Here is a 26,662-nt window from a genome sequence, read left to right on the forward strand (position 1 = left end):
TTAAATTGAACAACATGAGAAAAATACTTATTCTATCCCTTGGCTTCGCCCTTTCATTGGGTGCGCAAGCCAAAGACTATCACCGCACGGCGGACACCACCACCGTTGTATGCAGACTTTCGGCAGACGGTATGCTTCGTCCGCTTAAACCTTCCTACATGAAAGGGGCATTGGTAGCTTCGCCATGGACGGACAACTGGTTTGTCCAAGCGGCAGGAGGAACTACGGTCTTCCTCGGCAAACCGCTCGGATGCAACGACCTATTCGGTCGCATGAAACCGGCATTCTCCGTGTCGATCGGCAAATGGTTCACACCTTCCGTCGGCGGTCGTCTGAACTATGGCGGTATGCAGTTCAACGACTGCAACAACTCCTCGCAGGACTACCAGTACCTGCGTGCTGATTTCATGTGGAATGTCCTCGGCAACCTCTACAAGGACGATGTACACACTCTTGCCAGATGGAGTGTCATTCCATACGTGGGCGTGGGTATGCTGCACAACAAGGTGAATGCCCACAAGCCCTTTGCCATTTCCTACGGCATACAGGGGCAGTATCATCTCTCCCCACGCATTGCTGTTACGGCAGAGATAGGCAACATGACCACCATGCAGGATTTTGACGGCTATGGCAAGGCACACCGCCTTGGCGACCATCTGCTGTCCGCATCCCTCGGCCTCTCTGTCCGCATCGGCAAGACTGGCTGGAAGCGAGTGATAGACGCTCGCCCGTACATCGCACAGAACGAATGGCTTTCGGCATACGCCTCATCCCTTTCTGACAGCAACAGCCGCTATCACGCCCAGCACGATCGAGATTGTCAGACTCTGGAGCAGCTGCGCAAGATTCTTGCCATCGAGGGACTTCTGGACAAGTACGGCCACCTCTTTTCTGACGATGCCGCTTCTTCCGTCACAAATGGCTATCCTCGAAACGACTACAGCGGTCTCAACTCGCTGCGTGCAAGAATGAGAGACAAGTATGGTAATGGTCAAAAGACAAAGGTCATGGAGTCCGCCTCTTGTACAGAAGAATATGGCAATGCTGAAGGTGAGCCGGAAGACGATTACCTATCGCTCATCCACTCAGGAAAGGCTTGCATAGGTGCGCCCATCTATTTCTTCTTTGAACTTGGCACTGACAGGTTGCTCAACAGGTCACAGCTCGTCAATCTCGACGAAGTAGCACGCATCGCCAAGAAATATGGCTTGAAAGTTAAGGTCATCGGCGCTGCCGACAGTGCCACAGGCAGTGAAGCCATCAATGATAACCTCAGCCGTTCCCGTGCCAGATTCATTGCAGAGGAACTGATGAAACGTGGTATGGAAAATGGCACCATCTCTCAGATTTTCGATGGCGGCATTGACGATTACTCGCCCAATGAGGCGAACCGCCATACCAGAATCCTGCTGTATCTATAGCCAGACATACAGCTCCGAACAAGAGCACTAAAACTTTTTTTTCATTGATAAATTTTAGAAAGGGAGGGCTTGTCCGTGATGGATAGGCCCTCCCTTAATCATATATGTATTAACGCATATTCTATGCGCATATCTTTTTTTTATCCGTGTTTCTCAGTACTTGACCAGTCAAGCAGGAAGTCATATATACTCATTATCTGTATGCCGTTTTCGTCGCTCCACTGCTTGGTATGTTCTCCCACGATCAGCAGTTTGCGGAAAGAGTCATCTACAAGACGCAACGACCGTTTCTCCTGTTCCATCTTTTCTGCATCGGGCATACGCCACGCCGACTGGATGTAGATCCGCTCGCTCCCTTTGTTGCAGACAAAATCCACTTCCAATGTCACCCTCTGCTGCTTTCCTTCCGTATTCCTCACTCGATGATAGACGTTACCCACATCCACGAGCCATCCTCGCATACGCATCTCATTGTAGATGACGTTCTCCATGATATGTGTCGGCTCGCTCTGACGGAACGACAGAATAGCATTCCTCAGACCTACGTCCTGGTAATAATACTTGGACAACGAACCTATGTATTTCCGTCCTTTGATGTCGAACCTTTCGGATTTTTCGATAAGGAAAGCATCCTGCATATATTCCAGATAAGCCGACACTGTCTTGTCGGTTATGCTCTGCACATTGCTTACGGACTTGAACGTATTGGCTATATTCAGTGCATTGACAGGTGCTCCTATACTGGATGCTACGGTCTTCGACAATTCTTCAAATTCAGGTCTCAGTTCTATGTTGTTCCGCTCGTAGATGTCACGTAGATATACCGTGCGATAAAGGCGACGCAGGAAATCAGCCTTCTTCTCATCCCCAACCTGTGTAAGTAGTTGCGGCAAACCTCCGTACAGTCTGTATTCAGCCCAACCGTCTTCTTTCGAACCATCATACACCGTCATGAACTCCTTGAAGGATAGTGGCCACACATGTATCTCGTCACCTCTGCCTCGGAATTCCGTCACCAGGTCAGAGGACAGGAAACGCGAGTTGGAGCCTGTGACATACACATCCGCCCCTTCGGTAACTGACAAGGAAGAGAGCACCTCTACAAAGTCTTCCACCTCCTGCACCTCGTCGATGATGATATAATAAGTCTCATAGTCAATCATCATCTTTTCCACCCAGTCCAACAGGTAGTCCGGGTTCTTGAACTCTCTGTTCTTCCTACTCTCCATGTCGATGACGAGAATATGGTCTTCTCTCACGCCCTCATCCAATAGATGCTGATGAAAGAGTTTCTTCAGAAGGAACGACTTGCCTGAACGTCGCAATCCTGTGATTATCTTTATGAGCCCGTTGTTCTTTGAACGGCTCAACTGTTCTATGTATCTATATCTGTTTACTATCATATTTTACGAAAAACTGTCACTTGTGACACTTTTTCGGAGGCAAAGTTATATATTTTATCCTAAATCAAAGAAAGAAATAAAGAAAAATGCACTAAAAATCAATGATTTTCCTGTTTTGTAGTGTCTATTCCACTTGCCGATGCCCATTTTTCTTTGCAAAGTTACTGCCCGGGCGAATGGTCAAGTACCGCCATGCTAACAGGCAGAGGACTGAACGACAGCTTTCCGCAAATCAAAGATTTGGGTATTTCATTAACTCCTCCGTCTGTTTTCTTGCCTTATCGCCCTCATTCCGCAGTCTTTTGATGCACGAAAAATCAGTTCCCGACAAGAGGAGCCGAAAGGCTTCAAAAGGAGGGAAGAAAAACAAGTTGAACAAATAATTTCTTTGCGTATGGAATTACACAGATTATCAGAAAACGAGCAGGCATTTGTCGAGTGCTTCTCACGGTTCGTAAACGGTCAGATGGGGTCAGCCGCCAAGGTAGGCAATGCCCTTGCAGATGACCATCGCTATCTTATCAACGAAAAGGGCAAGGTGGTGTTTGCCTTCTTGGAACGCCTTGCCAACGACTATCAAAAAGGTCGTTATGACCAGCGTGACGAGTGGGTGTGCCGATTGGCAGCAGAGGCCATCGAACACCTTGTAGAGAACAGAATGTATTACAGAACACTTAACAACGATTGACTATGGCAAGCAGATTGATTACACCCGTATTGGAGGAGATACTGAAATCCTATCCTCTGTATTCACAGGACGGCAAAGGCAAGGATGCCGTTTGTGTGGCAATATTCTTCATCGGACACGTCCGTTGGTTCGTACTTGAAGGACAGCCGGAAGGTAACGACACCACGTTGTTCACCATCGTATGCGGTCTGCATGAAACGGAGTATGGCTATACCTCCGTCAATGAAATGGAGAGCGTAAAGGTGGATGGCTCCAAATATGGAGTGGACGAGATATTTCAAGTGGAGCAGTTGGACGGCTTCAAGCCGGTGAAACTGAAGAGCATTCCAGACGAGGATTTACAAGCATTCCTTCATAATATGGAATGACCCCAAATTAAATCAGCCGCAGGGACATTACTCCTTGCGGCTGACTATTGTTAGTACCTACTATGAGTAGTAAAGCCTACGATTAGTATATACTACGATACTACTCTCATCTTCGGAAAGCGGACTTGGCAACGTGCTCCTCTTGTACCTCTTCCTTCTGGTACTCCTCCATGTCAAGCAGTTGCTCATACGCAGAGCTGATGTTTGCGTCCATAGAATGGTTGTGGCTGAAAGGGAAGGTATGCTTCACAGAGAGTCCTGCATTGGTCACAGTCCCCACATCCAGGCTATCCTTATCCTTGTTATATTGCAGGTTCAGCAAACCACCATTCGGCATTTGGAATATCGGCATTTTTCGCTGCGCCAATTCCGAAAACTCTTCGGCGGTCATCTCCCTCGCCACAGCCTTCACGTCCTCACTGGCACGTCCTATGCCATAGCGAGTGATATGGTCACGCACTTCTTGCTCCGTATGCTTCAGGAACACCTCATACGTACCGCCGACACTCCCGTTATAGACCACTGCAAAGTCCTTGTCCTCTATTAGCAGGTCATCGCCTCTGTTCTGGCACGGCTTCCTGTAGGTCTGCTCCTCGTCCATGCCGTTCCCGTCATAGTATTCCTTGGCAAGCGTCAGCAGTCCTTGATAGTCACCTTTCTCCTTTAGCTTATCCAGTTCCGATGTGTCATCCGTTGATTGGAGATAGGCGATGGAGGCATAATAGACGTTTTCTTTCGATTGTGAAGGCTCTGTCAGGCTTTTGTACTGGGCAAAAGCCTCCTGATAATTGGTGTCAAGGTCTTTGCCGTGGTCGTAAGGAACAGAGAGTTTCACTTCCAGACCGTTACTCGTCGGCACAGCAATCTTTACAGAGTCCTCCTTCTCATGATGCTGGATATATACAGCAGAACCATTATATGCCAAGACTGCATGGTCGCCGTCATCTATGGATAGATAACTTTTCCCTTGCCCGTTTTCCTGCTCAGCCTTTTTCTCCTGGTCTATCTCCATAGCAATCTTGTCGATATGCTGCGTGAGCATTGAGGTAGCTTTTTTCACATCGAGTAGCGTGGTCTTGATGAACTGCGGCGACTCCTTCAGCGAATCCAGCCAAGACTTCAAATAGGCAGCCGAATCTCCTTTCAGATGCTTTGTCATGCCATACCGCTGAGCGGTCAGCGCAGCCGTCAGTTCTGCCACCAGTTCCTCGCGTGCATACTCTGCCGAGCCGAAGGTAGCGGGCTTGATGCGGTCTAACTGTCCCTCCGCACCCGTGGAGTGTCCCATCTCGTGGAAAAGGTTCGAGTAGAAAGACTCCCCATCCTTGAACTGCCTTTTCTCAGGCATCACAATCTCATTCTTGCTGATGGAGAAATAGGCGGAATCACCGAACATCGGTTTGATGGGACATATCCAACGGTTGTCCGCTATCATCCTATCCACGGGTTCAAAGGCAAACTGCTCGTCCTTCTCTACCTTGGGCATCGAGTATTCCTGTTCCAGTTTCTCCCAAAACTCTGGTCTGACCTCCTTCAGGTTGGTCTGCGCCACATTGAAGACATGGTAAGTCTGAAGCTTTGGATATACATTGTACTTTTCGCGCTCTTCCTGAGAGAGCAGTTTGTAGTCCTCCCACTTGATGTGTTCCTTTGTTTCCTTATTGACCACCGTAAACGTGGTGAGCATCACGGGGAAAGAATGCTCACCTTTCAGTACTGACACACGGGGCTTCTGTTCCTCGTCTTTCTTGCCAGTTTTGTTAAACTGCTGTATGCGGTCGAAGGTACAGAAGCGAGGAATCTTGTAACCCTCCTTCTCGCAATGCAGGAGCAACATCATAGCGTTCATGCCATTATATTCTCGTCCGTTCAGGTTTTTCGGCCATTGCAACGCACCTTCAGTAAACCAGGGCTTTTTCCATCCGTCTTTGCCCGACAGCGACTGAATACGCTCAATCATCATATCGGCAAACAGGTCGAGTGCCTTGTCTTCGGCACTCGGACCTTCCTTAGCATAAGGCTTTCCCATAGTCAATTAACCATTATAGGGCTGCGGAACATATTCGCTCATTTCAGACACTCGGCAGGAGAAGTCCAGTTTGTCATTGAAGACACTGACAGACAATGCCCCTTTGATGTTCGCTTTCACGCCTGGTTGCAGCCATGCCTCGCATTTGCCATCGAATAGGAAGAAACTTACCCAGATGTATTCAAATCCGTCCTGTACTTTCTCTGCGCTGAAAGCGGAGAACTGGCAGTACGGCACACCATTCTTGTCCGTCTTGTCCTCAATGCTCTTGCCCACCTTGCCGCGGAACTCCATCACGCCCTTGATGCAGTCCTCTGCCTCGTCAGGCTGGTGGCTGATGCTGCTTGCCGACAGGTTGAAATAAAGGACATCGCCCCATTTTCTTGGTACCAATACACCGGCTACCTCAATGCGTTCGCCGATGTTGCAGCTGCCCACCTCCGTCAGTGTCCCATCTTTGATGACCGACACCTCGATGGTCTTGTTAATCCCGCTCTTCGCTGGAATGACTACGTTCATGGCAAAGCTCACGAATGCCTTGCCCTCCTTGTTCGTGCGGCAGGTCGCAGCCTTGCTGACCGTTCCGCACACTGTTACATTACATTTGATCATTGCTCGATACTATTTGAATTATACATATCCATCGTCCAAGTGAAATGTCTTAGCAATGACAATAATCTCTTTTCAATCATCATATACTAGCGCACGTATCAGTTCATAGACTATCCACGCTGCTATGATAAGTTGGAAGCCGAGATAGATGATGGCCACGGTCTGACCGAAAAGCCATTGGGTAAGCATGAAGTGTCCTGCCACAGCTACCATACCCACCAGCAATGTACACAGATGACTTGCTATCCTTTTCATTTCCTTTGCAGATTTTGTTGTTGACTCTCAGCCTCCATCCCTTGCTCGAAGTTCTGCGAAGCCTGCTGTGTCGCCACGATGCCTGTCACCATTCCCGCAATCTTCGTCCGTTTGCTTTCTTCCGACAGATTGGCATTGCCCAAAATGAGCGACAGGCGGTTCATCTCCGAGGAGGTCAGTTCACGGTCAATCTTCACCGTACCGCTCTCTGCATGAAGCACAGTCTTGCCGTTCTCACCCACAGTAATGGTGCATTGCCTCATGCCTGGAACAAGCGAGGTCAAATCTACGAGCCGGTTGGCTGCCATGGCAGAGATAAGTCCTTTTTGTCGTTCCTCATCATTGCTGTCAATCTGCGCTGCCAACATCATCAGCGACATGAAGGTGGTCATCGCCATGTCGAGTATAGGGTCATTCGTTCCCGAAATGCCCACGCCGCTGTCCTCCGAGGAAAGGATTTTCTTCATCCAGTCCTCCGACGAAACCTTCTGCTCCTGTGGCGCATTGCTCTTGTATTTTGCCAACAGGTCATTGCCGTTATGCAGGGCCTGTAGCTTGATGTTGCCTTTCTGTCCGATTTCTGCCAGATAAGCGGCTGGATCCATATCCCTTTTTGAGCCGTCAGCCGATACACTCTTCACTCCGAAATGCAGATGCTCGCCAGTGGTTCTGGTGCCGGTATTTCCCGACACCCCCAACTTCTGACTGGCATTAACCACGTCACCTACCTTTACTGCTATGTCAGACAGATGCAGGTAGGAGCATTGCACCTTGCTGCCATCCTCACGGCTGTATTCCACGGTGACGGATTTCCCTCCTGCCGTGTTCGCATTATGGTTCACCGCCACCACCTTGCCGCCGTTCTCCGTGGCCAACACCGCCTCATGGTTCGTCTTGATGTCAATGCCCTTGTGCATCTGCTGCTTGGTGGCATCCATCGGATCCTGGCGATTGCCGAAAGGCGAGGTGATGAAGAGAAACTCCTCTCGCTCCACAGGAAAGGAATACCCGGCAGACTGCGGTACATGGGCAGCAGGCATTTCTCTACGAGGATTATTCTCCACCCCGAACGACCGACCTTCTGCCCGCATCTCAGCCATCACCTCACTGTCATACTTGTCCAGTCCGTTGGCTTCAATGATGCGCTGCAGACTTGCAGCATAACCGCCGCCCGTGGCATAGCCGGCACGCTCAATGCCCTTCGTCCATCCCTTGTAGTCGTCAGGCGACAGCGTGAAGCACTGCGCATAACGCTTGTTCTGCTTCAGGAACTGCGAGTGATGCTCATAACTGTCACCCACGCTTTTGTACTTACAGAATTTCTCGTTGGGCCTATCATCCGTATAGACTCCATACTCTCCGCCATTCTTCAACCACGATGCCGTAGCCTTGATGCCAAAGTGGTTGTTGCATTCGCGCGACAGTTGGCTCTGTCCGTTGCTGCTCTCCAGTATGGCTTGCGCCAAGATGACGGAGGCAGGAATCCCATACATCCGCATCTGTTCTTTGGCTTCCTCCGCATATTGTGCGGCATACGCTGCGTTCTTTCCCATAAGCCTATCTCCTTAGACTGGTGTGTTGTTCTGTTTCTTGACTTTCCTGTGCCATCTGCTTTCCTGTCTCTTTTCCAGGTGACACCATCTCCGTAATTCCACGCTTCGATGATGTTGTCTGCTTCGGCATTTCCAACTGGTCACAGATGGCCACCCGTTCACCAGCACGAATGAGCTTCGGCAGATAGGTGTCGAGGGCATGATATGGGAATCCTGCCATTGCCAACGGCTTGCCTTCATCATCCTTGCGCCCATTGCTCTTTGTCAGCGTAATACCCAATATTTTGGATGCCTTCACCGCATCATCCTTGTAGGTCTCATAGAAGTCACCGCAGCGAAACAAAAGAATGGCATCAGGATGCTTCTTCTTCAAGTCAAGATATTGTTGGACAAGGGGAGAGACAGCAGCCTTGACAGCCTTTTCATCCTTCTTTTCTTCTTTCTTTTCCTCTTGTTTCTTCTCTTCCCTTTGTTCAGAGCTTTTATCTTCCTTAAGTACCACTTCCTTCTGTTCATCATGCTTATCGACAATTGCCGTCTCCGCTTGCTTCACCTCCGTCGCTTCTTCCTGCTTCTCTTGTGTACTTTGCTCGACATTGTTGTCTTTCTGCAATACATCAGCAAACAGCGAGGCGGCAAGGTTCTGCTTGTAGGAATCCCTGTCAGGAGCCACCCACAATCGTTGCCATTGTGACGGACTGACACTTCTCGGCTGCAACTTCTTGCCGTCAATAGTGGCTGCACACAGGCATTCGCCCGATTTGGCACGGAATACTGCCACACGCTGGATGCGGTTCAAATCAACCTCCTGCTCATTACCTCCGAAGATGTCCACCTTCAGGTCGGGTTTCGCCTCTGCCATAGCATAATACTTCTGTGCCAGTTCCTCACGCACACGCTCGATGTTGTCCATCGACTGCTTCAAGGTGGTGAAGAAATGATTGAGGTCTCCTTTGTCGGGATAGACGGCAAAGCCCTCCTTACCTTCGGGCTTGATGTACAATGCCCACCGCTCCTTGTCATCCTTTACCAACTGCACATTGTCGAAACCGATGTCACGGCTGTGGGTTACGGCCTCAGAAGCATCCAACGAGGATAGGTCTTCGATAGACCAGTTGCGCAGTCTTGATACCGTGATTTTCTTGTCGGCGAAATAACTGTCGTCGGGACGGAAGCCCAAGGCTCCGTCGGGATTGTAGAAACGCACGTTGTCATAACCCTCTTTCTGCAAGGCATTGGTGAAGCGTTGCTTGTTCATGCCCTTGATCTCGTTGTTCACCTCCAACGATGCACCCTGTGGCAGCACCACATCGGCGGTCTTGCTGGCATCATCACGCACGATGACCACAGTACGCTGCTCCTCGTTGGGATGCTGCTTGATTTCGTCTGCTACGAAGTAGTGGTTGGGCAACTGCACCTGTATCTGCGCCGTCTCTCGCTGATGCTGGTCGGTGGCATACTCCACCTTTTCACCCAGTTCGGCTTTCTTCAACACCTTCAGCGCACCGTTCACCTCACTCTCGATGGCATCAATCAGACAAGGGTCTTCCTTCAGTTCCCTCGTCCAATAGTCCACCATGCTAAGGCTGTCCTTTGACAGACGGGCAGGCAGTCCCAGTTCGAGCATCTTCACGCCCGAAGCTATCTCAGTGATGAGTCGTTCCTTCTTCACGGCATCCTCCGACGGGGCTTTGCCGTTCTTCATGACCATGCCCTCACGTGCCAACCGCTGCTGATGACCGGTGGCAGACACCAACTGACGCATCATCTCCTGTACATAGTCATTGTAGTGCTCGAAGTCACGCTGCCGTGGCAGGTAGATGACATCCTTCTCGGTGTCGTAGTGCGCCACACCCGTGCCGTCCTGACGTACATTCACGAGGTTGTCCTTCATCTTCTGAAGGAATCCGTTGACGCACCCATGCAGCTGCTTGTCCTCCTTGTCGCCATAACCTCTATCCTCCACCGTGCCATCCTTCTTCAATGCCGTAGTGTAGGCTGTTTCGTTAGCCATAGGCAGTAGCGTCTGGTCGATATTGAACAGCACACGGATCTCACGGTTTTTCACTCCCTTGTACTGCTGTTTGTCCTGTTCCGACAGTTCTGCGTATGCCTCCTTGGTGATGACATCGTCGGGATTGTTGCGGTTGACGTACTTATTCCAATTGTAATACAGGAACGGCACACCTTTCTCATGCTCCCTCACGCTCTCACCCCGTGCCTTCGCTTCGGAGAACTGCGTAAACAGATTGCTCTTGCAACCCTTGGCATCGGAGTCAAGGGCAAGGACAAGGGCATTGAACGGACTGACCGAAAAGCCCTTGGGATAGAGCTTCGGATAGAGTTTGCCGCTTGCATTCAACCAATGTCCCTTGGCATCCACCGCACTCGTCAGTGCCTCAGTGAGCAGCGACACCTGCTTCTCCGCCGTCCGCTTCTCAAATTCTGATTTCTCTTTCATGCTTTTATCTTTTTGTTTATCTCAATCACATTCTATAATTGGCTTACCAAGCCACCGTTCCCGACAATTTTGTTGTCGGGCTTCACTGTATTCCCCTCGGTCGCACCACGCTCTCCCGTGCCTGCTCTTCGTACTGCATTGCTGCCATCTGTCGCATCTGGTCGTTCTTGGCAAGTATGGCGTTAGCCAATGTATTCAGCGGCAATGCCCCCGACTGATGCGCCCCAATCACACTGTCAGGCAGTTGAATGGTACAAGGCACATGGTCAATGTTGGCAACGAGACACCGCCCTTGCAGCATCGGGTTGCTGATACGAGGATTGAGTGGTTCATCAGGATATTGGCGGTACTGAATGCGAGATGCAGCAGGACTAACTGTAGGTGCAATGCCTTCCTGCTGTTTCCTGCCCAGCACCTCATGTCCCGCTTTGTTGAGCAGATTGGCACCTCCCATACCCATCAACAGCATCTTCAGTATAGGATTCTTCACGAACATTCCAGCCACGATAGAGGCCAAAGGAAGGAGGCTATTGTCCATATTCAGCGATTTTGTCTTGCCAGTGAACAGTCCCACCAGTACATCGGGCAGCATCGCCAACACATAACCAAGGTTCTTGCCGATGTCTGAAAAGCCGTTCAGTCCAAAACTCTGCAACAGCCCGTCCCATCCATTTTCGTTTGTTTGTAAGGCTGTTTCCTCCTGCTGGACTACAGATGGTGTTGCCTCTTCAGTCGATGAATCAGGAGTTTCTTTCGGTTCTGCCTTCTTCTCCTTCTCAGCCTCTGCATCCAGTCTCGCCTTAACCTCCAGATACTCGTCTTCCTGTCCAGGCGCAACTATCAAGGGCACATCCTTGTACTTGCCTGTACGTTTGGTTGCTTCGTTTCTCTGAGGGTCAAGGAACGTACCTTTGTTCCAAGGAAAAGAGGTCTGCTCGGTTTGTTTCGTCCAATCCATAAAAGTGATATTGCTCGTGGGAATCTTGTTCTTGAAATGGCTGTTGGTAGCCTTGATATAGCTGTTCTCGTGGTTCTTGATGACTTTTGCCTGTTTGCGGAATGAGGCGAAGACGTTGGTGCCCGTACCGAAAACTCCCTTGCTGATACACTCCTCGACACAGACCTCTTGGCTGCTACCTTTCTTGCTTAGGTGCTCCATGCCGACATTCATCACCATATCGATACCGACAAACTTGGCGAAGGTTGCCCATGAGCCAATCCCTCCCATGGCCACGACATCGGCACCCGCTCCGGCTGCCCATCCCGCTGCCTTCTCTGTTCGAGAGGGCTTATAGGCTGCCTCTCCTTTGGCTTCTATCTCTGCGGCAAGGGGTGACTTGTTCAGTTCGTAGGGCAGACCGAACAGACTGCTTTGTGCCGCCTTGCGGATGATATAGTCGGCAGAAGATGTTGGCATACGGTCTTTCACCATTTTTTCTATCATCAGCTGCTCCATGCGGTGATCGATATAGGCGTATGCCAAATCACAACCGAGTTGTTTAGAGAGTGCATCGTACCGCTCTCGTCCTATCTCCGTCACCACCGCCTTGCGCCATTCCTCAGCCATCACGGCAAGGTCACGCTGCATATCCTTGTTGCCGACAATAGCCTCCTTGCACATCGCCAGATAGTCTTCGGTGGTCTTGCTGTTCCACTTGCCTGTAATCTTCAGCGTGGCGTATGGGTCATCACCAGGCATATTGGCAGTGGCCAATGAGCGTAGGATGCCAGCCGTACTGTTGGAGTAGGCTCGCATCTCGTCTGCCTGTCTGTTGGACAAGTCCCGTTGCACCCTGCCCATCACGGGGGCAAGGTGACACCCGAAGTAGTCGCCCATCAGACGCTCTATCTCTGCGAATCGCTGACTGTTCTTAACTGCCATATACCTTGTTTATATATTATACTGCTGTAATATCTGTTCCTTTGTCTGCTCGATGGCATTGTGATATATCTCCATCTGCTTAGGATAGTGTTCCTCCAACCATGCGTCCTTGTCCACTTGGCAGTGGATGAACTGCACGGCCATACGTTCCTCAATCTCCACGGAGGGTTCCCCCTCTTCCTTACCATTGAACCATGCCTTTGTCCACCATCTCACGCCAGCCCGGTCGGGATAGACGCTCACTATCCTCGGAATGTCGAAGCTCTGGATATCCACGTCCAAGTCGGCAAGAGGGTCGATGATGCCGTCATGCGTCAGGGCTTGCTCTTGGAGTTTTTTTTTAACACCTCGTCCATCGTGGAGAGATATACCTGATGTCGCATGGCAAGATAGTTGAGAAAGTCGGCAATGAGCAGGTTCTGCACCTTAGTCGCCAAAGGCATACAGCGGTTGCCGATGCCCAAGGGATTAGCCATGCTCGGCATGGTCTCGTAGAAATAATGCTTGCTCGCTCCCAACGAGAAGATGTTTCTCAACGACTGCTCCGTATGTTCGGGCAGAGAGTATGCTCCTTGTTGAAGGTCCTCGAAGTAGGAGGGAAGGAAGCGGAGCATCAATGCCTCTATCTCCTGACGGTCGGTGTCGTAGGGTGAAGGGATGTTCATGTCCAGTTCATTGATGCCCATTTGGGAATTGTGCTCCAATGCCTTGATATTGCCGTAGAGCATGGTGAGGAACTCCAACGGATTGATTTCCTCTCCGTCAAACCTCACCTCCATGTGCAGCAGGTCGCCACTGATGGCGATGGTCTGACCGGCCTTGACGCTTTGGGAGAAGTTGGCGAAGACATTGGAGAGATGCCTGTAAGTCACTTCGTATTTGCCGTAGCGGATGGTCTGGTAGATGCCATGCTCCGCGTCCGACCCAATGGCAGAGACGGTTCCCGTTGCCACCGCCGACAGCAGGTAATGGTTCACTGAGAAGTCTATGCCGTGATGGAAGAATGTTTCTCCCGTCACGGGATTTTTCTGCTCTCCGTAACCCAAGGACATCTGCACGTCCTGCTTTATAGGCTCCTCAAACGGCATACAGTAGCCGCTCGATGAGCGCAGTATCATTTCTTCTGTATATCTCATATCACTGTATATTGGTTATCGTTTCATCCCTCTGCTTTGGGTCTCTGCTTCTTTCATGTTCTGCCCATGTGAAGACGTACCGCCTCTGTTAGGCAGAGTTTGCGCCACCTTAGAATTGTTCCCGATGATCATCGCTCCAAGCAGGGCACCCGCAATCTTGCTCATCCAACCAAAGCGTCCGAATACCATGAAGGCGGCAGCCACCAGTCCGACGATGCTCATACCCGACACGTTGCCCTTGCCGATATTGCCAAAGAGATTGCCTATCATGTCGCATCCTACGCCTCCGAACATATTCCTAAAGAAATCACTGATGCCGCTGAACTGGGTGTCCATCTTTCCGGCTACAGTGTTCACCGCATCAACGGCTTCACCAGCCTTGCCCGTCAGACGTTGCACATCGTTGGCGGTTTGTGCCACCGCTTCCGTGGCATTCTCGCCGATGACAGCATCACCTACGATGCGTGCCACGCTCTTGTCTGTGGTCAGCTTCTCCCATGTCACATAGCCTGCGGCACTACCCACTGCGGCCGTCTGCATAGCCTTGCCGGCTCCCATAAGGGTGCGTTGCGGGTGGAGTGCCGCACTGCCTAAGGTCTTTCCAGTTACTCCGATGACATGGCCAGTACCTCGTGCCGCCTTGCCACCATATTTCAATAATGAACTCCAAAATCCCATATCTTATCGTTTTTTAATCACGGTTTGACTTCGTCTTCTTCTGTCACGACTCGGCATAGCTCGAACAAGTTCGGCTCTGCTCTCGCTGCTCCATCAGTTTACGTTCTTGCCCACCTGCTTCCACCGCCTCTTGGCAGCCGCTGCTATCTCGGCTTTGTTCGCTTTGGTGGGTCTTGCCCCTTCGTCTATCTCCATCCAAACATCGCCCATGGTGGTGTATTTCACCGCCCTCGTCAGTCGCTTCAACTGCTTGTTCATCTTCTTCAGTTTGGGTCGGATGCCGAAGACTATCTCCACACGCTCCTTCTCGGTCATCTTGTTGCCCGACAGGCATACCGTGCGTATGTCATTAACTATCTCGATGCTGTTCATAATCAGCTCGCGGTATATCTTGTTGCGCTTGGCTGACAGGGCTACGGCAAGTCCGTTGGCAGGATGGGCATCCAACTGCGCCACCAATCCACCCATATTGTCCACCAACTGACCTATCTCGTGATAGAAACCATATATCTGTGCGGCATAGCTGACGATGGAACGGAAGGAGTCCAGATAGTTGTTGAACTCCCGCTGCAGGTCGGTAGTGGCTTCCACTTCCTCCTTGGTCCAGATATGGCCGGTGGATTGTAGCAGCATCACTTTCTCCTGATTCTTCAGTTCTTTCTCCGCCTTGTTGGTGTACATCAGAATCATCCCCGCAAGAGTCGGGTCGTTCTGCGCCCGCACTCCTGCAAAAGATGATATAAACATAAAAATGGCAATTGATATGAAATACTTCATGACTGATTCCTTTATCGTTAATCACTGATGGTCATACGTCCTGCTCTGCGCCATCTGCTAAGGGCTTGGGTGGCTATCTCTCCATTGCTTCGGTCTATCATCCCTGCCGTCACGCCGTTCCACACATCGGTCATGGTGTAATATCGTATAGACAGATAAAGACGATGCAGCTTCTTGCTGAAGGCACTCAGCTTGTCGTTCAGTGCCCACAGCGTCTTGCTCCTTTCCGCACCAGTCAGCATGTTCTCTTTGCCTCCTTTGGCGACTGCATCTTTCAGCAGTGTGAAGACGGACACCAATTCCGTGGCGGTCTCCATATACAGGTTGTTCATCGAGAGGGTGGCAACGATGCCTTGCGGATTATTGTTGATGGCCTTGCGCATCTTACACAAGGTGATGAATATCTTCACTCCATCGTCGTACAGATAGGTACAGGCTTTGAGGGAAGAGGCATAACCACTGGCGGTTTTCAGATAACTGTTGTACTTCTTCTCCCATTCGTGTATCTTGGTGAACTCTGCGGCGATGGTATTCTGCAACAGGGCAGTCTTGGTCTGACCTTTGATTTCCTTCTCTATCTCACCGTTGATGGCTTCGTTGCCCTCTGCTAATGCCATCCATTCCAAAGGGTTGGCAGTCACAATCTGTGCATGGGCTGACGGCACGCTCAGTACCAATGCCACGACAATGAACCAAATCTTATCTATTCGTAATCTCATATACGCCCTTTCTTCGTTTGTTCGTTTCTACTCTTGTTCGTATCACACTCACCACGTCATAGCTGTTGCTGATGCCGGTCATTTCCAGTTTCGGTGTCGTTCTATCCATCGACAACACGGTCACGCTTTTCAGTCCGCATAACTGTTGTATCAATGTCTGATGCTCGGCAAAGTCCACCACTCGGTACAACTCCATGTAGTTCACGCTCCGCTGAAACACTCCGTGCTCACAGATGAGTTGCTCGCTCCCGATATGGTAGCGGATACTCCTCAGATAGATGAATCGGTAGAGTAAACAGAGGGAGAACAGGAGGCTGAAGACAAGCAACAGGGTACTATATGCACAACCGGGCAATCCTCCGATTAGGAGCATTGCCACGCACAACAGCAACAGAGGCAGTTCGTTGATGAAAAACTGTCCGATGCTGGGGCACAAGGTGATGATGCTATTATCTTCTTGTCTCATACGCTTCTATGATATGTGTTCTTTTCTTCTTTTTCCCTTTGTTTCTCTGCCTTGCCGGCTGCGATAAACTCGGCATAGTCGAAGGTATCTGGTTCGCCCTTGGCAATCAGTTCTGCTGATTTCTTGTTGAGCAGCGCATCGTTCCAGTCCTTGTAGCAACCCAATGGATGATAGGCTTGCACATGCTCGTGACGGAAGCCCATCTCTGCTGCCACCTTCCTGAAGTTTGCAACAAACTGCCGCCCTGCATCGTCCTTGTCAAAACCCAAATAGTGCCGTGCGTTGGGAGTAACGGACAGAAGTCCTCGCATCTGTCCCTCGGTGGGTGTGCCGCCCGTAGATACATACACCATCTTTACAGGATTTATCTGATACTCTGCCATGGCATCGTAGGCACTCTCAAACCATACAATTTCGCTTGCTTTATCCAACGGCTCGCCCGTGAGGTTGGCAATCCACAGTCCTTCACTGCTGTTGCTTCCTTCTGCCTTGCCCTTGTAACCGCCGCTACCGTCCATCTTCGGTCGTCCTCGTTCCTCAAAGCCCACAGTCTTGTCGGGTGTCTTGGGCAGTACAAGCGGAAAGGCAAGGTTGGCAAAGGTAAGTCCATCCGTCCGATGCTTAGTAGCCAGACAGAAATGCCGATGAAAAGCATACTGCGTATAGAGGTCGATGCCTCGGAACTTAAAATAGGGATAAAACCTTTTCTGCGTTTCCCTGTCCTGCGGATTGAACTTGTGGATGTCGTAGTCATTCAGGTTGAATGGCTTTCCGTCCTTTCTTGGTTCTGTAATCTTCGATGGTCTGTCCTCTATGGGTTGGTTGAGCAGTCGGTTGCAGACGAGGTTGACGAGTCGGTCAGGAGACATTCCCACCTTGTTCTCTGAAAACATTTCTGGATGCTCCTTGATGAACGAAATGACATTATACACCTTCTGCTGCGGTGGTTGGAAGCAACATTTCCCATTCTGCGTGACAATGAACTTATCACCACGCACCCGTCTGCCCTCACTGTCAGTACGCACATACGACGGATAACGCAAGCCATCTCTCTTGTTCAGATGATACCCTGCGTCCACCAGTACTTCCTGTATGCTCAACCTGTCCAGAAAGTCATCGTATGTCAGTTCACTACTCATTATAAATTATAAATTGTAAATTATACATTGTTAATATCCTCTCCTTATCTCCGTGGCAACATGATTTGCTTCTGCCTCAAAGTACCTTGCCGCAATCTCCTGTGGCGAATCCACTCCCGGTTTGAAGTAAGGACGTGGACCGCCATGATGCTCTGCATAGAACTCCGGGGCTGGATGGTGATGATGGTGGCTTATGTCATGCGCCACCTCTGCTGTAACGACTGCTCCTGCCGTCAGAGCCGCCAATATCTTCGTGCCCAGTCCGGCGTTGGTTTCGGGGCGTGTCTTCATATCCACTTCACTGAAAACCTTGGAGAAGAGTTTCATGCGATGGTAGTCATCCACCGCCAAGAACTTGTCGTAGTCCTTCTGCTTGATTTCGTGCGTGATGGCTTCTCCATTGATAATGGCGGTCATGCGATACTTATCTTCGCCTTTCTTATCTCCCTCCATCGGAGGCACTTTCTCCACCATGATGTCACCGACTTTCACTTCACGCCCATGCGCTCCCTCACGATACCAACCCTTGTTCTCATTAATCAAGGCAAGGTCTTCACCTCTCACCATGGCATCGCCTTGCAACACGTCACGTCTGACAGTCTCGTCCTCTTCCAACGGAAGCAACCGTTCCTCGTCTTGTTGCTGACGCTGCTGCAACTCCTGTTCAAGTTCGGGATGCAGATGCAGGTCGATGCGCTCCTTGCTATTCAGTGTGTCCATCAGGATTTTGTCAGCAAAGTCGTCCTTGATGATGCCATTCAGCAGTTCCAAGCGTTGAACGACGGGCACTTCCTTGATGGAGTTGGAGGTGAGTTTCTTCAGTTCCTCATCTGTCAGGTCATACACCATGTCGGCATTGACGCTGTTCGACTGAATGGTCAGCGTCTTCGCATTCTCATCAATGATGATGCCATGCGATGCCAGACACTCCTGCCACTTCTCATTGGTGAAATAGACAGGCGAGGTAATCAGTTCCTTATAAGGCTTGGCTGGCTCCGTGCTTCTCGTGCGGCTGATGGAAGGCATTATGATTCCCTCCAAATCTTTCAGCACATCCTGTTGCTGAGGGCTATAACTCTGTTGCTGTCCCTTATAATAGAACCCATAACCGCCGCTCTGCAATTCGCCAGGCTTCATTCTGCCGTCCCAACGTTCAGGCACAATCGGGGCTTCGGGGAAGAACAATCGTCCTCCAACTCTGCGAAGATGGAATCCCTCCTGACTGCGTGGTGTCCAACCTAAAAAGGGTGGTGGCATATCGATGCGCCCCATCCGTCCATACTCGCCGATACCAACACGATAGCCGTGCAGCCCCATAGCTACACGACCGTTGGCATTGCGTGCATGAACGAAGTTCTTGGGCATATAGAAGTCGTTGCCCACAATGCCCGTAAAGGTATTGTAGGCTAACTTGTTGGCATGATTCGTACCCCAGTCGGTCAGAGCCAACATCTGCTTCTCGGTGATGTTATAGGTAAGCAGCGGACTGTCATGCCCTTGCACCACAAGCTGATAGCCGCTGCCATTACTCACCACATGAGCCTGCATACCATTGCGCATGAGCAAGTCACGCATCTCTGGTTGCAGGTCCATCTGTTGGGGATTCGTATTCTTTCTTATCGCCATACTTATTCTTCACTCTTCATTCTTCACTCTTCATTTATCATGCTTCACCGTTCTCTATTGCCTTCTCCAGTTCCTCATCTTTGTGATGGACAAACTGCTCCGCACTCTCTTCACAAATGCAGAGTCCGTTGTTCAGACAATAGCTCTCATATTCTTCCTGCCATTCAGCAGAATGATGGTTGACATACTCCAACCAACCGTACTCGCCGCTCTGTATCTTCTCGACGAGCACATCCTCTGGATAATATTTATTTGATGCCATATACTTATTATATTATGTGTAGATTATTTGTGCATGGAAAAAGAGGCGCGGTTGCGCTCTCCATTCTTCTTCTGCTCATTCCAAAGTTCTTCCGTGTATTCCTCTTCAGGCACATAGTCAAGATTACCGTCATCGCCCATTACCCAACAGCCATAGCACCCGAAGGTGTATTTGTCCCACTCTCGCTTGGTGTTCTCCTTCCACTTCTGACTGTCGCCTTGATTAATCCTTATGCCGGTCTTATCGTTCAGGTCAATACCCACCGTCACCTGTTCGTCCTCCATGATGAGCGTGAGCGGCTCACCCTTCTGCATCACGGTCAGTTCTGCCGAACTCAGTTTCAGTTCATCCTTCAGCACCTCCAAGTTGCGCCCGATGACAGGCGTAGGTACCGACATCACCTGATTGGTCTCCGTGTCAATCTGCACGAAAGCCTTGCTGCTCCTGCCATCAGCATCCTTAACATCGGCAAGGATAGCCTTTCCAGCCAGCAAGTCCTCCTGCTGTTCCTGAGTAAAAGCCTCCAATGGTGATTTCTCCAACTGCGGATAGAAGACCACATCCACCTTGCCGTCCTCCATACGGACCAACGCAAATCGGGTGCGGCTCTTCAATGTCTCGCCCTCATCATTATTCACCTGAATGGGCAGCAACGGTGAACGTCGTCCCTGACCAATATCTTCCAACGCCCACATGGGCAGGTCTTCAATCTTCTCTTGTGTGAGACCAAAACGAGCCAGTGTCTGATAAGGCACCTCGCTCTCTTCAAATCGTACTTGCTTCATACTTTAACTTTGAATTTGAAATTAAACTCATGCAAAGTTATATACCTATTCAGAGACAAGCAGAATTGCATAAGATAATGCGTGTTATTTTTGACGATTATTATTATTTGAGTTTGATTTCTGCTCAAAAATCAAACTCGATTGCTATATTATGTTACAATCTTCTTGTCTTCCCTTTGTTCTTTATGCCAGTCAAAGAATTGCTTGTTACTTTTGCACCATGAAACGATTTCTACTCATCACAATAGCAGCAATATTCTGTTCATCAGCAACAGTATGCGCTCAGTTCAATACCGTCACACAGACTAAGGTACACCGCAAGGCTGTGCCAAAAACGACGCAGTCCGCAACATCCGAACAACTGCCTCCGTGCTCGCCGCATCAGCGGCGAGACTCTCTTGCCTTTGCCCCATTACAAACCCAAACGGAGCAGACCGACCGCCACACGGCACTTGTCAGTCCACTCCGTCATATCTCTGTCACCAGCCCTTTCGGCTACCGCAGAGACCCATTTACAAAAAGAAAAGCCCTACACAACGGGCTTGATTTGAAGGCAAATTACGAACCCACATACGCCATGATGCACGGCGAGGTCATCAAGGTAGGCAAGGACAAACGTTCAGGCCTCTATGTCACCCTCCGTCACGGCGACTTCACCGTCAGCTATTGCCACCTCTCCCAAACTCTCGTCACCAAAGGCACCCACGTCCGTCCCGGCATCATCATCGCGCTGACAGGCAACAGTGGTCGCAGTACTGGTCCCCACCTGCACCTCACACTCAAAGACACAAAAAAAGGACGAGCCATCGACCCGTCCATTCTTCTCAATCTTATCAAGCATCCACTCTAATAGAACGCCTTGTCTTTTGTCGTTCACATCACCCCTTCCGCATTGCAATAATGTCTTAAATATCTAATCCTCAACAATTTCTATTCTTGAAAAACAAGTGTTTTATTCACGAATATAATATGATTTCGTGAAAGATGTCATAAGATGATACTAATATCTATGCTATTTGTCAATAAAGAACCCGTTTCTATGCAGATATTCTGAAACGGTTAGTGTTCCAATCCCTATCTGCTCACACAACAAAGGAAGTTTCTTGAACAACTTACCGTCATTCTGCTGCCTTGTTTCCTCCGTCATTACTTGCATCTCTTCCAGATGGATAGCGTCCGAGTGTCGTACATTCAGTGCATAAATGATAATCTTAGCATCACCTGTTTTAAGGTATTCTTCCTTTTGCTCTATGTATTCTTCTTCAGTCAGTTCCTGCTTCTTCAGTCTTACACAGAAATTGTTGTCTATCATGTTGCTGAATCTCTCTGGGGCACATGGAAATAGATCCTTTGTCGGAATGACCAATTTCTTGTCTTTGAGGAAAGGCATCTTTTCAACTGCAATTCCTTTGGAGGTGCGTTTTGATTCATCCAGAATCACATCAAGTAGCATCAAATCCTTGCGGGAGAACGCCTCTTCCAGGAATGAGTACAACTGTCCGTCCTTATCCAAGGGAAGATAATTCTTGGCAATCATCACCAATGAGCATGTATCAACAACTATCGCCATAACTCCCTCTCAAAATTTGCTGGTTTGACATTGAGTCTCGAACAGAAAGTGGTCTCGTTGACCACTCCATTGAAATAGGCATATTGCATGGTTTTCAAGAATAGCGGAGAAATGATGGGCTTTGGTGTTCGCCCGCCTCTCTTCTCAGAGTTTTTCAACTTTTCCTGTTCCTCTCTTCTTCTGTATTCCTCTGCCAATTCACTCTTGACATTGCTGTAGCTCGAATAGCTGATTTTCCTGTCGATATACATCCTTGTATATAAGGCAAGACGGCTAATGTGCGTCCGTGCACTGATAGCCTTGAAGAGGTCAATGCAGTAGTCGTTACGGGAATCTACACATGCTATGTTAGCAAGTGTTTCTGCTTCTTGTCCCATAATGAACTGATATGCAAAATCATTGCACCATCTTTCGACATCACTGTATGAAGTCTGTGCCGAGATGTCCATCATGTCCACCGACTCCACTTCTTCAATCCCCAATAGACAATGCCCCAATTCATGCGCCAGAGTGAATATTTCTCGCTTGTAATGCTTATGATGCTTAAGCACTATCACATTGGGCTTAAGGTAAAAACCGTCAATGTTGGTTTTCTCTTTCTTGTTCCATGTCTCTATGTATTCAAAGACAAAAATGCCATGATCGGCGATTTTTTCTATCATCTTCACAAGAAACTGCCTATGATTGACAGTTTCCCCGGGATAAAAAAAATCTCTTGCACGTACGGCTACTGTCTTAGGGTCATCTTGTAGGGTGTAGTGTTCTATGTCAAACTTCACATCCAGTTGCGACAGTTTGTTGTATGCATCCAAAGCGTTTTTCAGACTCTCGAATCGGTTTACAGTACGGATCGACTCCAAGTTCAGCTCTGTTCCGAATGAGGTCTTGCGGAAGAAGATACTGCTGCTTGCATTGGTTGACAACTTAGAATAGTCTTGAAAGAAACTGACTTCTTTGTCGAATATCTCACCTATACGCTTCAACACCCCCAAATCAATAGAATCTCCACTGATGTCTGCGGCTCCTGTTATCCGTTTCCTGCCTTTGTTCAGAAGAGACAACAAGTCATCCACCGACATCTTGTATAATGCCAGCAGGTATTCTAAACGTTTCTTGTTAATCTCTACTTTCATATCAGCCTCGATTGAACTATTGTTGTTTTGATGCAAATGCTTAGGCACAATTTTGCGTTGCAAAATTACACATTTTCACTTAAATGGGCGAATTTTCATGCTGAATATCACTGGAATTTATGTTTATTTTGCTAAATCGCTACATTTCGCCACCAAAAAGACACAAAAATAGGACGAATCATCGACCCGTCCTTTTGTTTTTAGCCTTTTTCGTTCTAACCACAGCCTGCAATGTTATTCATCAACTGGTTCATCACTCGCATGTCTCATTTCGTAAACTGTCCATAAGGCTAACACACATTCAATGGCTATCACGGTAATGGCCGCAGTCATGCCCCACCAGTGGGCAATAAGCATAAAGATGCCAGCCTCAATGCACAACGCAAAGAGGATGGTAACAATAAGTGATAATATTCTATTCATTCTACGGTAACTGATTTAGCAAGGTTTCTTGGCTGGTCAACATTCCTATCCTTGTTGATGGCGATGTAATAGGCCAGCAACTGCAATGGGACGGAAACAACGAGAGGTGTAAGGCATTCGGGTACGTCGGGCACTTCAAGGCAATGGTCGGCGATGTCCTTCATTGCGTCATTGCCCTTGGTAATGATGGCGACAACCGTACCGCCACGCGCCTTCACCTGCCTTACATTACTGATTATCTTGTCATACAGCGAGTCCGTTGGAGCAATGACCACCGTGGGCATCTCGCTATCTACAAGTGCAATCGGTCCATGCTTCATTTCCGCAGCAGGATAACCCTCCGCATGGATATAGGATATTTCTTTCAGCTTCAACGCACCTTCAAGGGCGGTGGGGTAGTTGTACCCACGACCGAGATAAAGGAAGTTGCGGGCATAGGTGTATATCTTCGACAAGTTCTTGATTTTGTCAGCAAGTCCCAACACATCTTTTATATACCTTAATTCCGCAACACTATTATAAATATAACTTTTTAAGTACCTGAGCAACAAAAAGTTGCTCAGGATTTTGTCATGTCAGATTTTTCACCTATCTTAGTGTTGCAAATCAAAATATGTATCAAACCCGACAGACATGGCAAAGAAAGCAATAAAATCTGAGAAACTCACTCCTTTTGGAGGAATATTTGCAATGATGGAGCAATTTGACTCCACATTGTCATATGTAATTGACACAACCCTCGGTCTAAGATGCAGGCTGTATGGTTATCAATACAGCGAAATCATCCGTTCTCTCATGAGCATCTACTTCTGTGGCGGCTCATGTATTGAGGATGTCACAACTCATTTGATGCCCCATCTCTCGCTTCATCCGACACTTCGTACCTGCAGCTCTGACACTATCCTCAGAGCGATAAAGGAACTGACGCAGGAGAACATTTCATACACGTCAGATACGGGTAAGAACTACGATTTCAATACGGCTGACACCCTCAATACCTTACTGCTCAATTGTATGTGTGCAGCTGGTCAGCTGAAAGAGGGTGAGATGTATGATGTTGATTTCGACCACCAGTTCATAGAAACAGAGAAATATGATGCAAAGCATACATACAAGAAGTTCCTTGGTTATCGACCAGGTGTGGCGGTTATTGGAGATTTGATTGTCGGCATTGAGAACAGCGACGGCAACACAAACGTCCGTTTCCATCAGAAGGACACGCTGAAGAGATTCTTCGAAAGGTTTGAACAGAACAATCTTGTTATCAATCGTTTCAGAGCTGATTGCGGCTCGTGCTCTGAAGAGATCGTGGAAGAGGTTGCCACCCACTGCAAGACCTTCTATATCCGTGCCAACCGCTGTAGTTCGCTCTACAATGACCTCTTCGCTCTCAGAGGCTGGAAGAGGGGAGAAATCAACGGCATTGAGTTTGAGCTGAATTCCATTCTTGTAGAGAAGTGGAAAGGCAAGACATACCGGCTTGTGATTCAAAGGCGGAAACGGATGGACGGTGAGCTTGACCTCTGGGAAGGAGAATACACATACCGCTGCATCCTGACCAACGACTACGAGCCTTCCGTAAGAGAGATTGTCGAGTTCTATAACCTCCGCGGAGGAAAGGAGCGCATCTTCGATGACATGAACAATGGTTTCGGATGGTCCAGATTGCCCAAATCCTTCATGGCAGAGAACACAGTGTTCCTTCTTCTTACAGCACTTATCCGTAACTTCTACAAGGTCATTATCCAAAGACTTGACGTAAAGAGGTTCGGACCCAATAAAACAAGTCGCATAAAAGCGTTTGTCTTCAGATTTGTCTCTGTACCAGCCAAATGGATCAGAACATCAAGGTGGTATGTGCTGAATATCTATACCTGTAATAATGCTTACGCAGATGTATTCCAGACTGATTTTGGATGACGACTACAACTTATGGGTATGATACTGCGTATTGTCTCAAGTCGCATTGTGGGGTAAGGGGGTATTGTAGGCAGAAGTGGGTATTTCAGCCTCAATTTATCTAATAATTCAGTAATGAGAGAACGTGTACACGTAAATAGGACGATGAAGGACTTAGTTGCGGATTTGAGGCTTATGAAAAGCGTATTGCTTTCTCAATACATGCCGTTCCTCTTCGCTCAGCGACAGGAAATAGGCTTTCCATCCCGGACAGAAATTGATGTGCCATCGCCAAAAACGACCCAACAATGACTTGGGTGAACGGTCGTATCGCCGCCTCAGTGGGCACTGCTGACAGTTATGTTTCTTTTCCAATACTTTATCTATTTATCTTTCGTAAAACTCTCGTGGCAAAAATAAGGATTATTTTCAGTGATCAAGCACACAGTTCATTAAAAAAGAGAGGATTTGCTAAGATTCAGAATAACGACGAGCCATCGACCCCAACGGGAGTCGAACTTCAAGTAACCGCACATGATACAATGTGCGGGTCGAAGTGCCTTCCCAATCCACGACCCCAACGGAGGTCGAACCTTTCTACAGATTATATGGTTCGACCCCGTTGGGGTCGGATGTATAGGAGTCATCTGGCCATCCGCAAGTCTTTGACATTGCGGTTAACGGGGGTGAGACCCTTTTCAGGGTCTGTTTGTTTGCACACCTTCATTCTACATAAACGGCTAAATTCAAATATTAAAAGCGTTTACATATTGCAACGTATTTATCTGTTATGCTCCTATTAAATTGTTCTATATCCTTATACTTTTCAACTAAATCCTTTATCACAGGCGCATTTAAATCGACGTTTAGGGTATATTGAACAAAAGCACGTAGCATCTCATAATTATAATTTACTCAAGTTTCGGATTTAGGTTGAGAGGATAGATTTGGGCATAAAAAAGGCTTTGAGGATTTCCGTATGTCACGGAAATTTAGTAATTTAGAGGTGCCCAAACAACTAATTACAATCACTCAAAGCCATGAGCAAAATTACAAAAATTCCATCGGAGATCCGCAACTTTTTCACGGGAAAACGAATCAATCCCGCATTTTCCAAGTTTATGACCCTCCTTGAGGGGATGAGGATTTCAGACAAAGATCTCGGAGGGAAAAAACGTGAGAACTGTCAGCTTACCAACCTTCAACTTTTCCAGATCATATTGATTCTGCCGTTTATGGCCGTCCCGGGTTTTTCTCATTATGCCGGATCGTCAATCTCGAAACTGTTCGGGGGTAAGAAGGACCTACTCTATTCGTTTATGGCCAAGGACAATATAGACTAGCAACATCATCTGGCACATCGCCTGTCATCTCATC

The 26,662-nt window shown here is 48.6% G+C and carries 27 protein-coding genes and 1 pseudogene; 6 read left to right on the forward strand and 22 right to left on the reverse strand.

Features of this window, described 5'->3' with window-relative positions:
• Nucleotides 1-14 precede the first annotated feature (14 nt).
• Nucleotides 15-1,421: an OmpA family protein gene (locus EJF25_RS10205; RefSeq protein ID WP_005816276.1), complete on the forward strand. Its 1,407-nt coding sequence runs from the start codon at nt 15-17 to the stop codon at nt 1,419-1,421.
• A 140-nt stretch (nt 1,422-1,561) separates the two neighbouring features.
• Here EJF25_RS10205 and EJF25_RS10210 read toward each other — a convergent pair whose 3' ends face one another.
• Nucleotides 1,562-2,824 (reverse strand): ATP-binding protein, encoded by a 1,263-nt coding sequence (locus EJF25_RS10210; RefSeq protein ID WP_005816273.1) that lies wholly within the window; start codon nt 2,822-2,824, stop codon nt 1,562-1,564.
• Between the two features lie 394 nt (nt 2,825-3,218).
• Here EJF25_RS10210 and EJF25_RS10215 point away from each other — a divergent pair, with 394 nt between their 5' ends.
• Nucleotides 3,219-3,512, forward strand: a complete 294-nt coding sequence (locus EJF25_RS10215; RefSeq protein ID WP_005816271.1) for a hypothetical protein — start codon at nt 3,219-3,221, stop codon at nt 3,510-3,512.
• A 2-nt stretch (nt 3,513-3,514) separates the two neighbouring features.
• Nucleotides 3,515-3,880, forward strand: a complete 366-nt coding sequence (locus EJF25_RS10220; RefSeq protein ID WP_005816269.1) for a DUF2958 domain-containing protein — start codon at nt 3,515-3,517, stop codon at nt 3,878-3,880.
• Nucleotides 3,881-3,986: 106 nt separating this feature from the next.
• On the opposite strand, the gene EJF25_RS10225 is transcribed toward EJF25_RS10220, so the two are convergent.
• From EJF25_RS10225 to EJF25_RS10300, 16 genes are all read right to left on the reverse strand, one after another.
• On the reverse strand, nt 3,987-5,909 hold the full coding sequence (locus EJF25_RS10225) for a zincin-like metallopeptidase domain-containing protein (protein WP_005816267.1): 1,923 nt from the start codon (nt 5,907-5,909) through the stop codon (nt 3,987-3,989).
• Nucleotides 5,910-5,915: 6 nt separating this feature from the next.
• A complete protein-coding gene (locus EJF25_RS10230; RefSeq protein ID WP_005816265.1) occupies nt 5,916-6,521 on the reverse strand; it encodes a hypothetical protein in 606 nt (201 codons plus the stop codon).
• A gap of 72 nt (nt 6,522-6,593) precedes the next feature.
• Nucleotides 6,594-6,776 carry a hypothetical protein gene (locus EJF25_RS10235; protein ID WP_005816263.1) on the reverse strand — a complete coding sequence of 61 codons (183 nt, stop codon included), beginning with the start codon at nt 6,774-6,776 and terminating at the stop codon, nt 6,594-6,596.
• Nucleotides 6,773-8,329, reverse strand: a complete 1,557-nt coding sequence (locus EJF25_RS10240) for a glucosaminidase domain-containing protein (RefSeq protein ID WP_005816260.1) — start codon at nt 8,327-8,329, stop codon at nt 6,773-6,775. The genes EJF25_RS10235 and EJF25_RS10240 overlap by 4 nt, the downstream gene beginning before the upstream one ends.
• Before the next feature lie 4 nt (nt 8,330-8,333).
• Complete coding sequence (locus tag EJF25_RS10245; RefSeq protein ID WP_005816257.1) at nt 8,334-10,790, reverse strand: MutS N-terminal domain-containing protein; 2,457 nt, start codon at nt 10,788-10,790, stop codon at nt 8,334-8,336.
• An 82-nt stretch (nt 10,791-10,872) separates the two neighbouring features.
• A complete protein-coding gene (locus tag EJF25_RS10250; protein ID WP_005816255.1) occupies nt 10,873-12,672 on the reverse strand; it encodes a hypothetical protein in 1,800 nt (599 codons plus the stop codon).
• A gap of 9 nt (nt 12,673-12,681) precedes the next feature.
• Complete coding sequence (locus tag EJF25_RS10255; protein WP_007897422.1) at nt 12,682-12,954, reverse strand: hypothetical protein; 273 nt, start codon at nt 12,952-12,954, stop codon at nt 12,682-12,684.
• Between the two features lie 32 nt (nt 12,955-12,986).
• Nucleotides 12,987-13,808, reverse strand: a complete 822-nt coding sequence (locus EJF25_RS10260) for a M23 family metallopeptidase (protein ID WP_005816253.1) — start codon at nt 13,806-13,808, stop codon at nt 12,987-12,989.
• A 15-nt stretch (nt 13,809-13,823) separates the two neighbouring features.
• On the reverse strand, nt 13,824-14,486 hold the full coding sequence (locus tag EJF25_RS10265; RefSeq protein ID WP_005816251.1) for a hypothetical protein: 663 nt from the start codon (nt 14,484-14,486) through the stop codon (nt 13,824-13,826).
• A 93-nt stretch (nt 14,487-14,579) separates the two neighbouring features.
• On the reverse strand, nt 14,580-15,263 hold the full coding sequence (locus EJF25_RS10270; RefSeq protein ID WP_005816248.1) for a hypothetical protein: 684 nt from the start codon (nt 15,261-15,263) through the stop codon (nt 14,580-14,582).
• Between the two features lie 17 nt (nt 15,264-15,280).
• The gene (locus EJF25_RS10275; RefSeq protein WP_005816246.1) at nt 15,281-15,982 is read right to left on the reverse strand and encodes a hypothetical protein; all 702 of its coding nucleotides are present in this window, start codon (nt 15,980-15,982) and stop codon (nt 15,281-15,283) included.
• Nucleotides 15,963-16,448, reverse strand: coding sequence for a PH domain-containing protein (locus EJF25_RS10280; RefSeq protein WP_005816244.1), 486 nt, complete (start codon nt 16,446-16,448; stop codon nt 15,963-15,965). Before EJF25_RS10280 ends, EJF25_RS10275 begins: the two co-directional genes overlap by 20 nt.
• Nucleotides 16,445-17,587, reverse strand: a complete 1,143-nt coding sequence (locus EJF25_RS10285) for a toprim domain-containing protein (protein ID WP_005816242.1) — start codon at nt 17,585-17,587, stop codon at nt 16,445-16,447. The genes EJF25_RS10280 and EJF25_RS10285 overlap by 4 nt, the downstream gene beginning before the upstream one ends.
• 30 nt (nt 17,588-17,617) lie before the next feature.
• Nucleotides 17,618-19,213, reverse strand: a complete 1,596-nt coding sequence (locus tag EJF25_RS10290; RefSeq protein WP_005816239.1) for a hypothetical protein — start codon at nt 19,211-19,213, stop codon at nt 17,618-17,620.
• A 37-nt stretch (nt 19,214-19,250) separates the two neighbouring features.
• Nucleotides 19,251-19,475: a hypothetical protein gene (locus EJF25_RS10295; RefSeq protein ID WP_005816237.1), complete on the reverse strand. Its 225-nt coding sequence runs from the start codon at nt 19,473-19,475 to the stop codon at nt 19,251-19,253.
• A gap of 23 nt (nt 19,476-19,498) precedes the next feature.
• Nucleotides 19,499-20,260: a DUF4099 domain-containing protein gene (locus tag EJF25_RS10300; protein WP_005816235.1), complete on the reverse strand. Its 762-nt coding sequence runs from the start codon at nt 20,258-20,260 to the stop codon at nt 19,499-19,501.
• A gap of 220 nt (nt 20,261-20,480) precedes the next feature.
• Here EJF25_RS10300 and EJF25_RS10310 point away from each other — a divergent pair, with 220 nt between their 5' ends.
• Nucleotides 20,481-21,110 carry a M23 family metallopeptidase gene (locus EJF25_RS10310; protein ID WP_007837448.1) on the forward strand — a complete coding sequence of 210 codons (630 nt, stop codon included), beginning with the start codon at nt 20,481-20,483 and terminating at the stop codon, nt 21,108-21,110.
• A gap of 162 nt (nt 21,111-21,272) precedes the next feature.
• On the opposite strand, the gene EJF25_RS10315 is transcribed toward EJF25_RS10310, so the two are convergent.
• From EJF25_RS10315 to EJF25_RS10330, 4 genes and pseudogenes are all read right to left on the reverse strand, one after another.
• On the reverse strand, nt 21,273-21,830 hold the full coding sequence (locus tag EJF25_RS10315; RefSeq protein ID WP_005816230.1) for a DUF4411 family protein: 558 nt from the start codon (nt 21,828-21,830) through the stop codon (nt 21,273-21,275).
• Entirely contained in the window at nt 21,821-22,963 is a 1,143-nt protein-coding gene (locus tag EJF25_RS10320) for an ImmA/IrrE family metallo-endopeptidase (protein ID WP_007897423.1), read from the reverse strand. Before EJF25_RS10320 ends, EJF25_RS10315 begins: the two co-directional genes overlap by 10 nt.
• Nucleotides 22,964-23,197: 234 nt before the next feature.
• Nucleotides 23,198-23,386: a hypothetical protein gene (locus tag EJF25_RS10325; RefSeq protein WP_005816226.1), complete on the reverse strand. Its 189-nt coding sequence runs from the start codon at nt 23,384-23,386 to the stop codon at nt 23,198-23,200.
• Nucleotides 23,383-23,880: pseudogene (locus EJF25_RS10330) on the reverse strand (SIS domain-containing protein); the annotation flags it as partial. The pseudogene EJF25_RS10330 and the gene EJF25_RS10325, both read right to left, overlap by 4 nt.
• A gap of 139 nt (nt 23,881-24,019) precedes the next feature.
• Here EJF25_RS10330 and EJF25_RS10335 point away from each other — a divergent pair.
• On the forward strand, nt 24,020-25,306 hold the full coding sequence (locus EJF25_RS10335) for an IS1380-like element ISBaov1 family transposase (protein ID WP_007664617.1): 1,287 nt from the start codon (nt 24,020-24,022) through the stop codon (nt 25,304-25,306).
• Nucleotides 25,307-25,459: 153 nt separating this feature from the next.
• Here the strand turns inward: EJF25_RS10335 and EJF25_RS10340 are convergent, their stop codons facing one another.
• A complete protein-coding gene (locus tag EJF25_RS10340; protein WP_007837439.1) occupies nt 25,460-25,660 on the reverse strand; it encodes a hypothetical protein in 201 nt (66 codons plus the stop codon).
• Between the two features lie 665 nt (nt 25,661-26,325).
• On the opposite strand from EJF25_RS10340, the gene EJF25_RS10350 reads away from it, so the two are divergent.
• The gene (locus EJF25_RS10350) at nt 26,326-26,628 is read left to right on the forward strand and encodes a hypothetical protein (RefSeq protein WP_007664625.1); all 303 of its coding nucleotides are present in this window, start codon (nt 26,326-26,328) and stop codon (nt 26,626-26,628) included.
• Nucleotides 26,629-26,662 lie beyond the last annotated feature (34 nt).

Origin of the sequence: Bacteroides faecalis, from assembly GCF_003865075.1 — a bacterium.
GTDB lineage: Bacteria > Bacteroidota > Bacteroidia > Bacteroidales > Bacteroidaceae > Bacteroides > Bacteroides faecalis.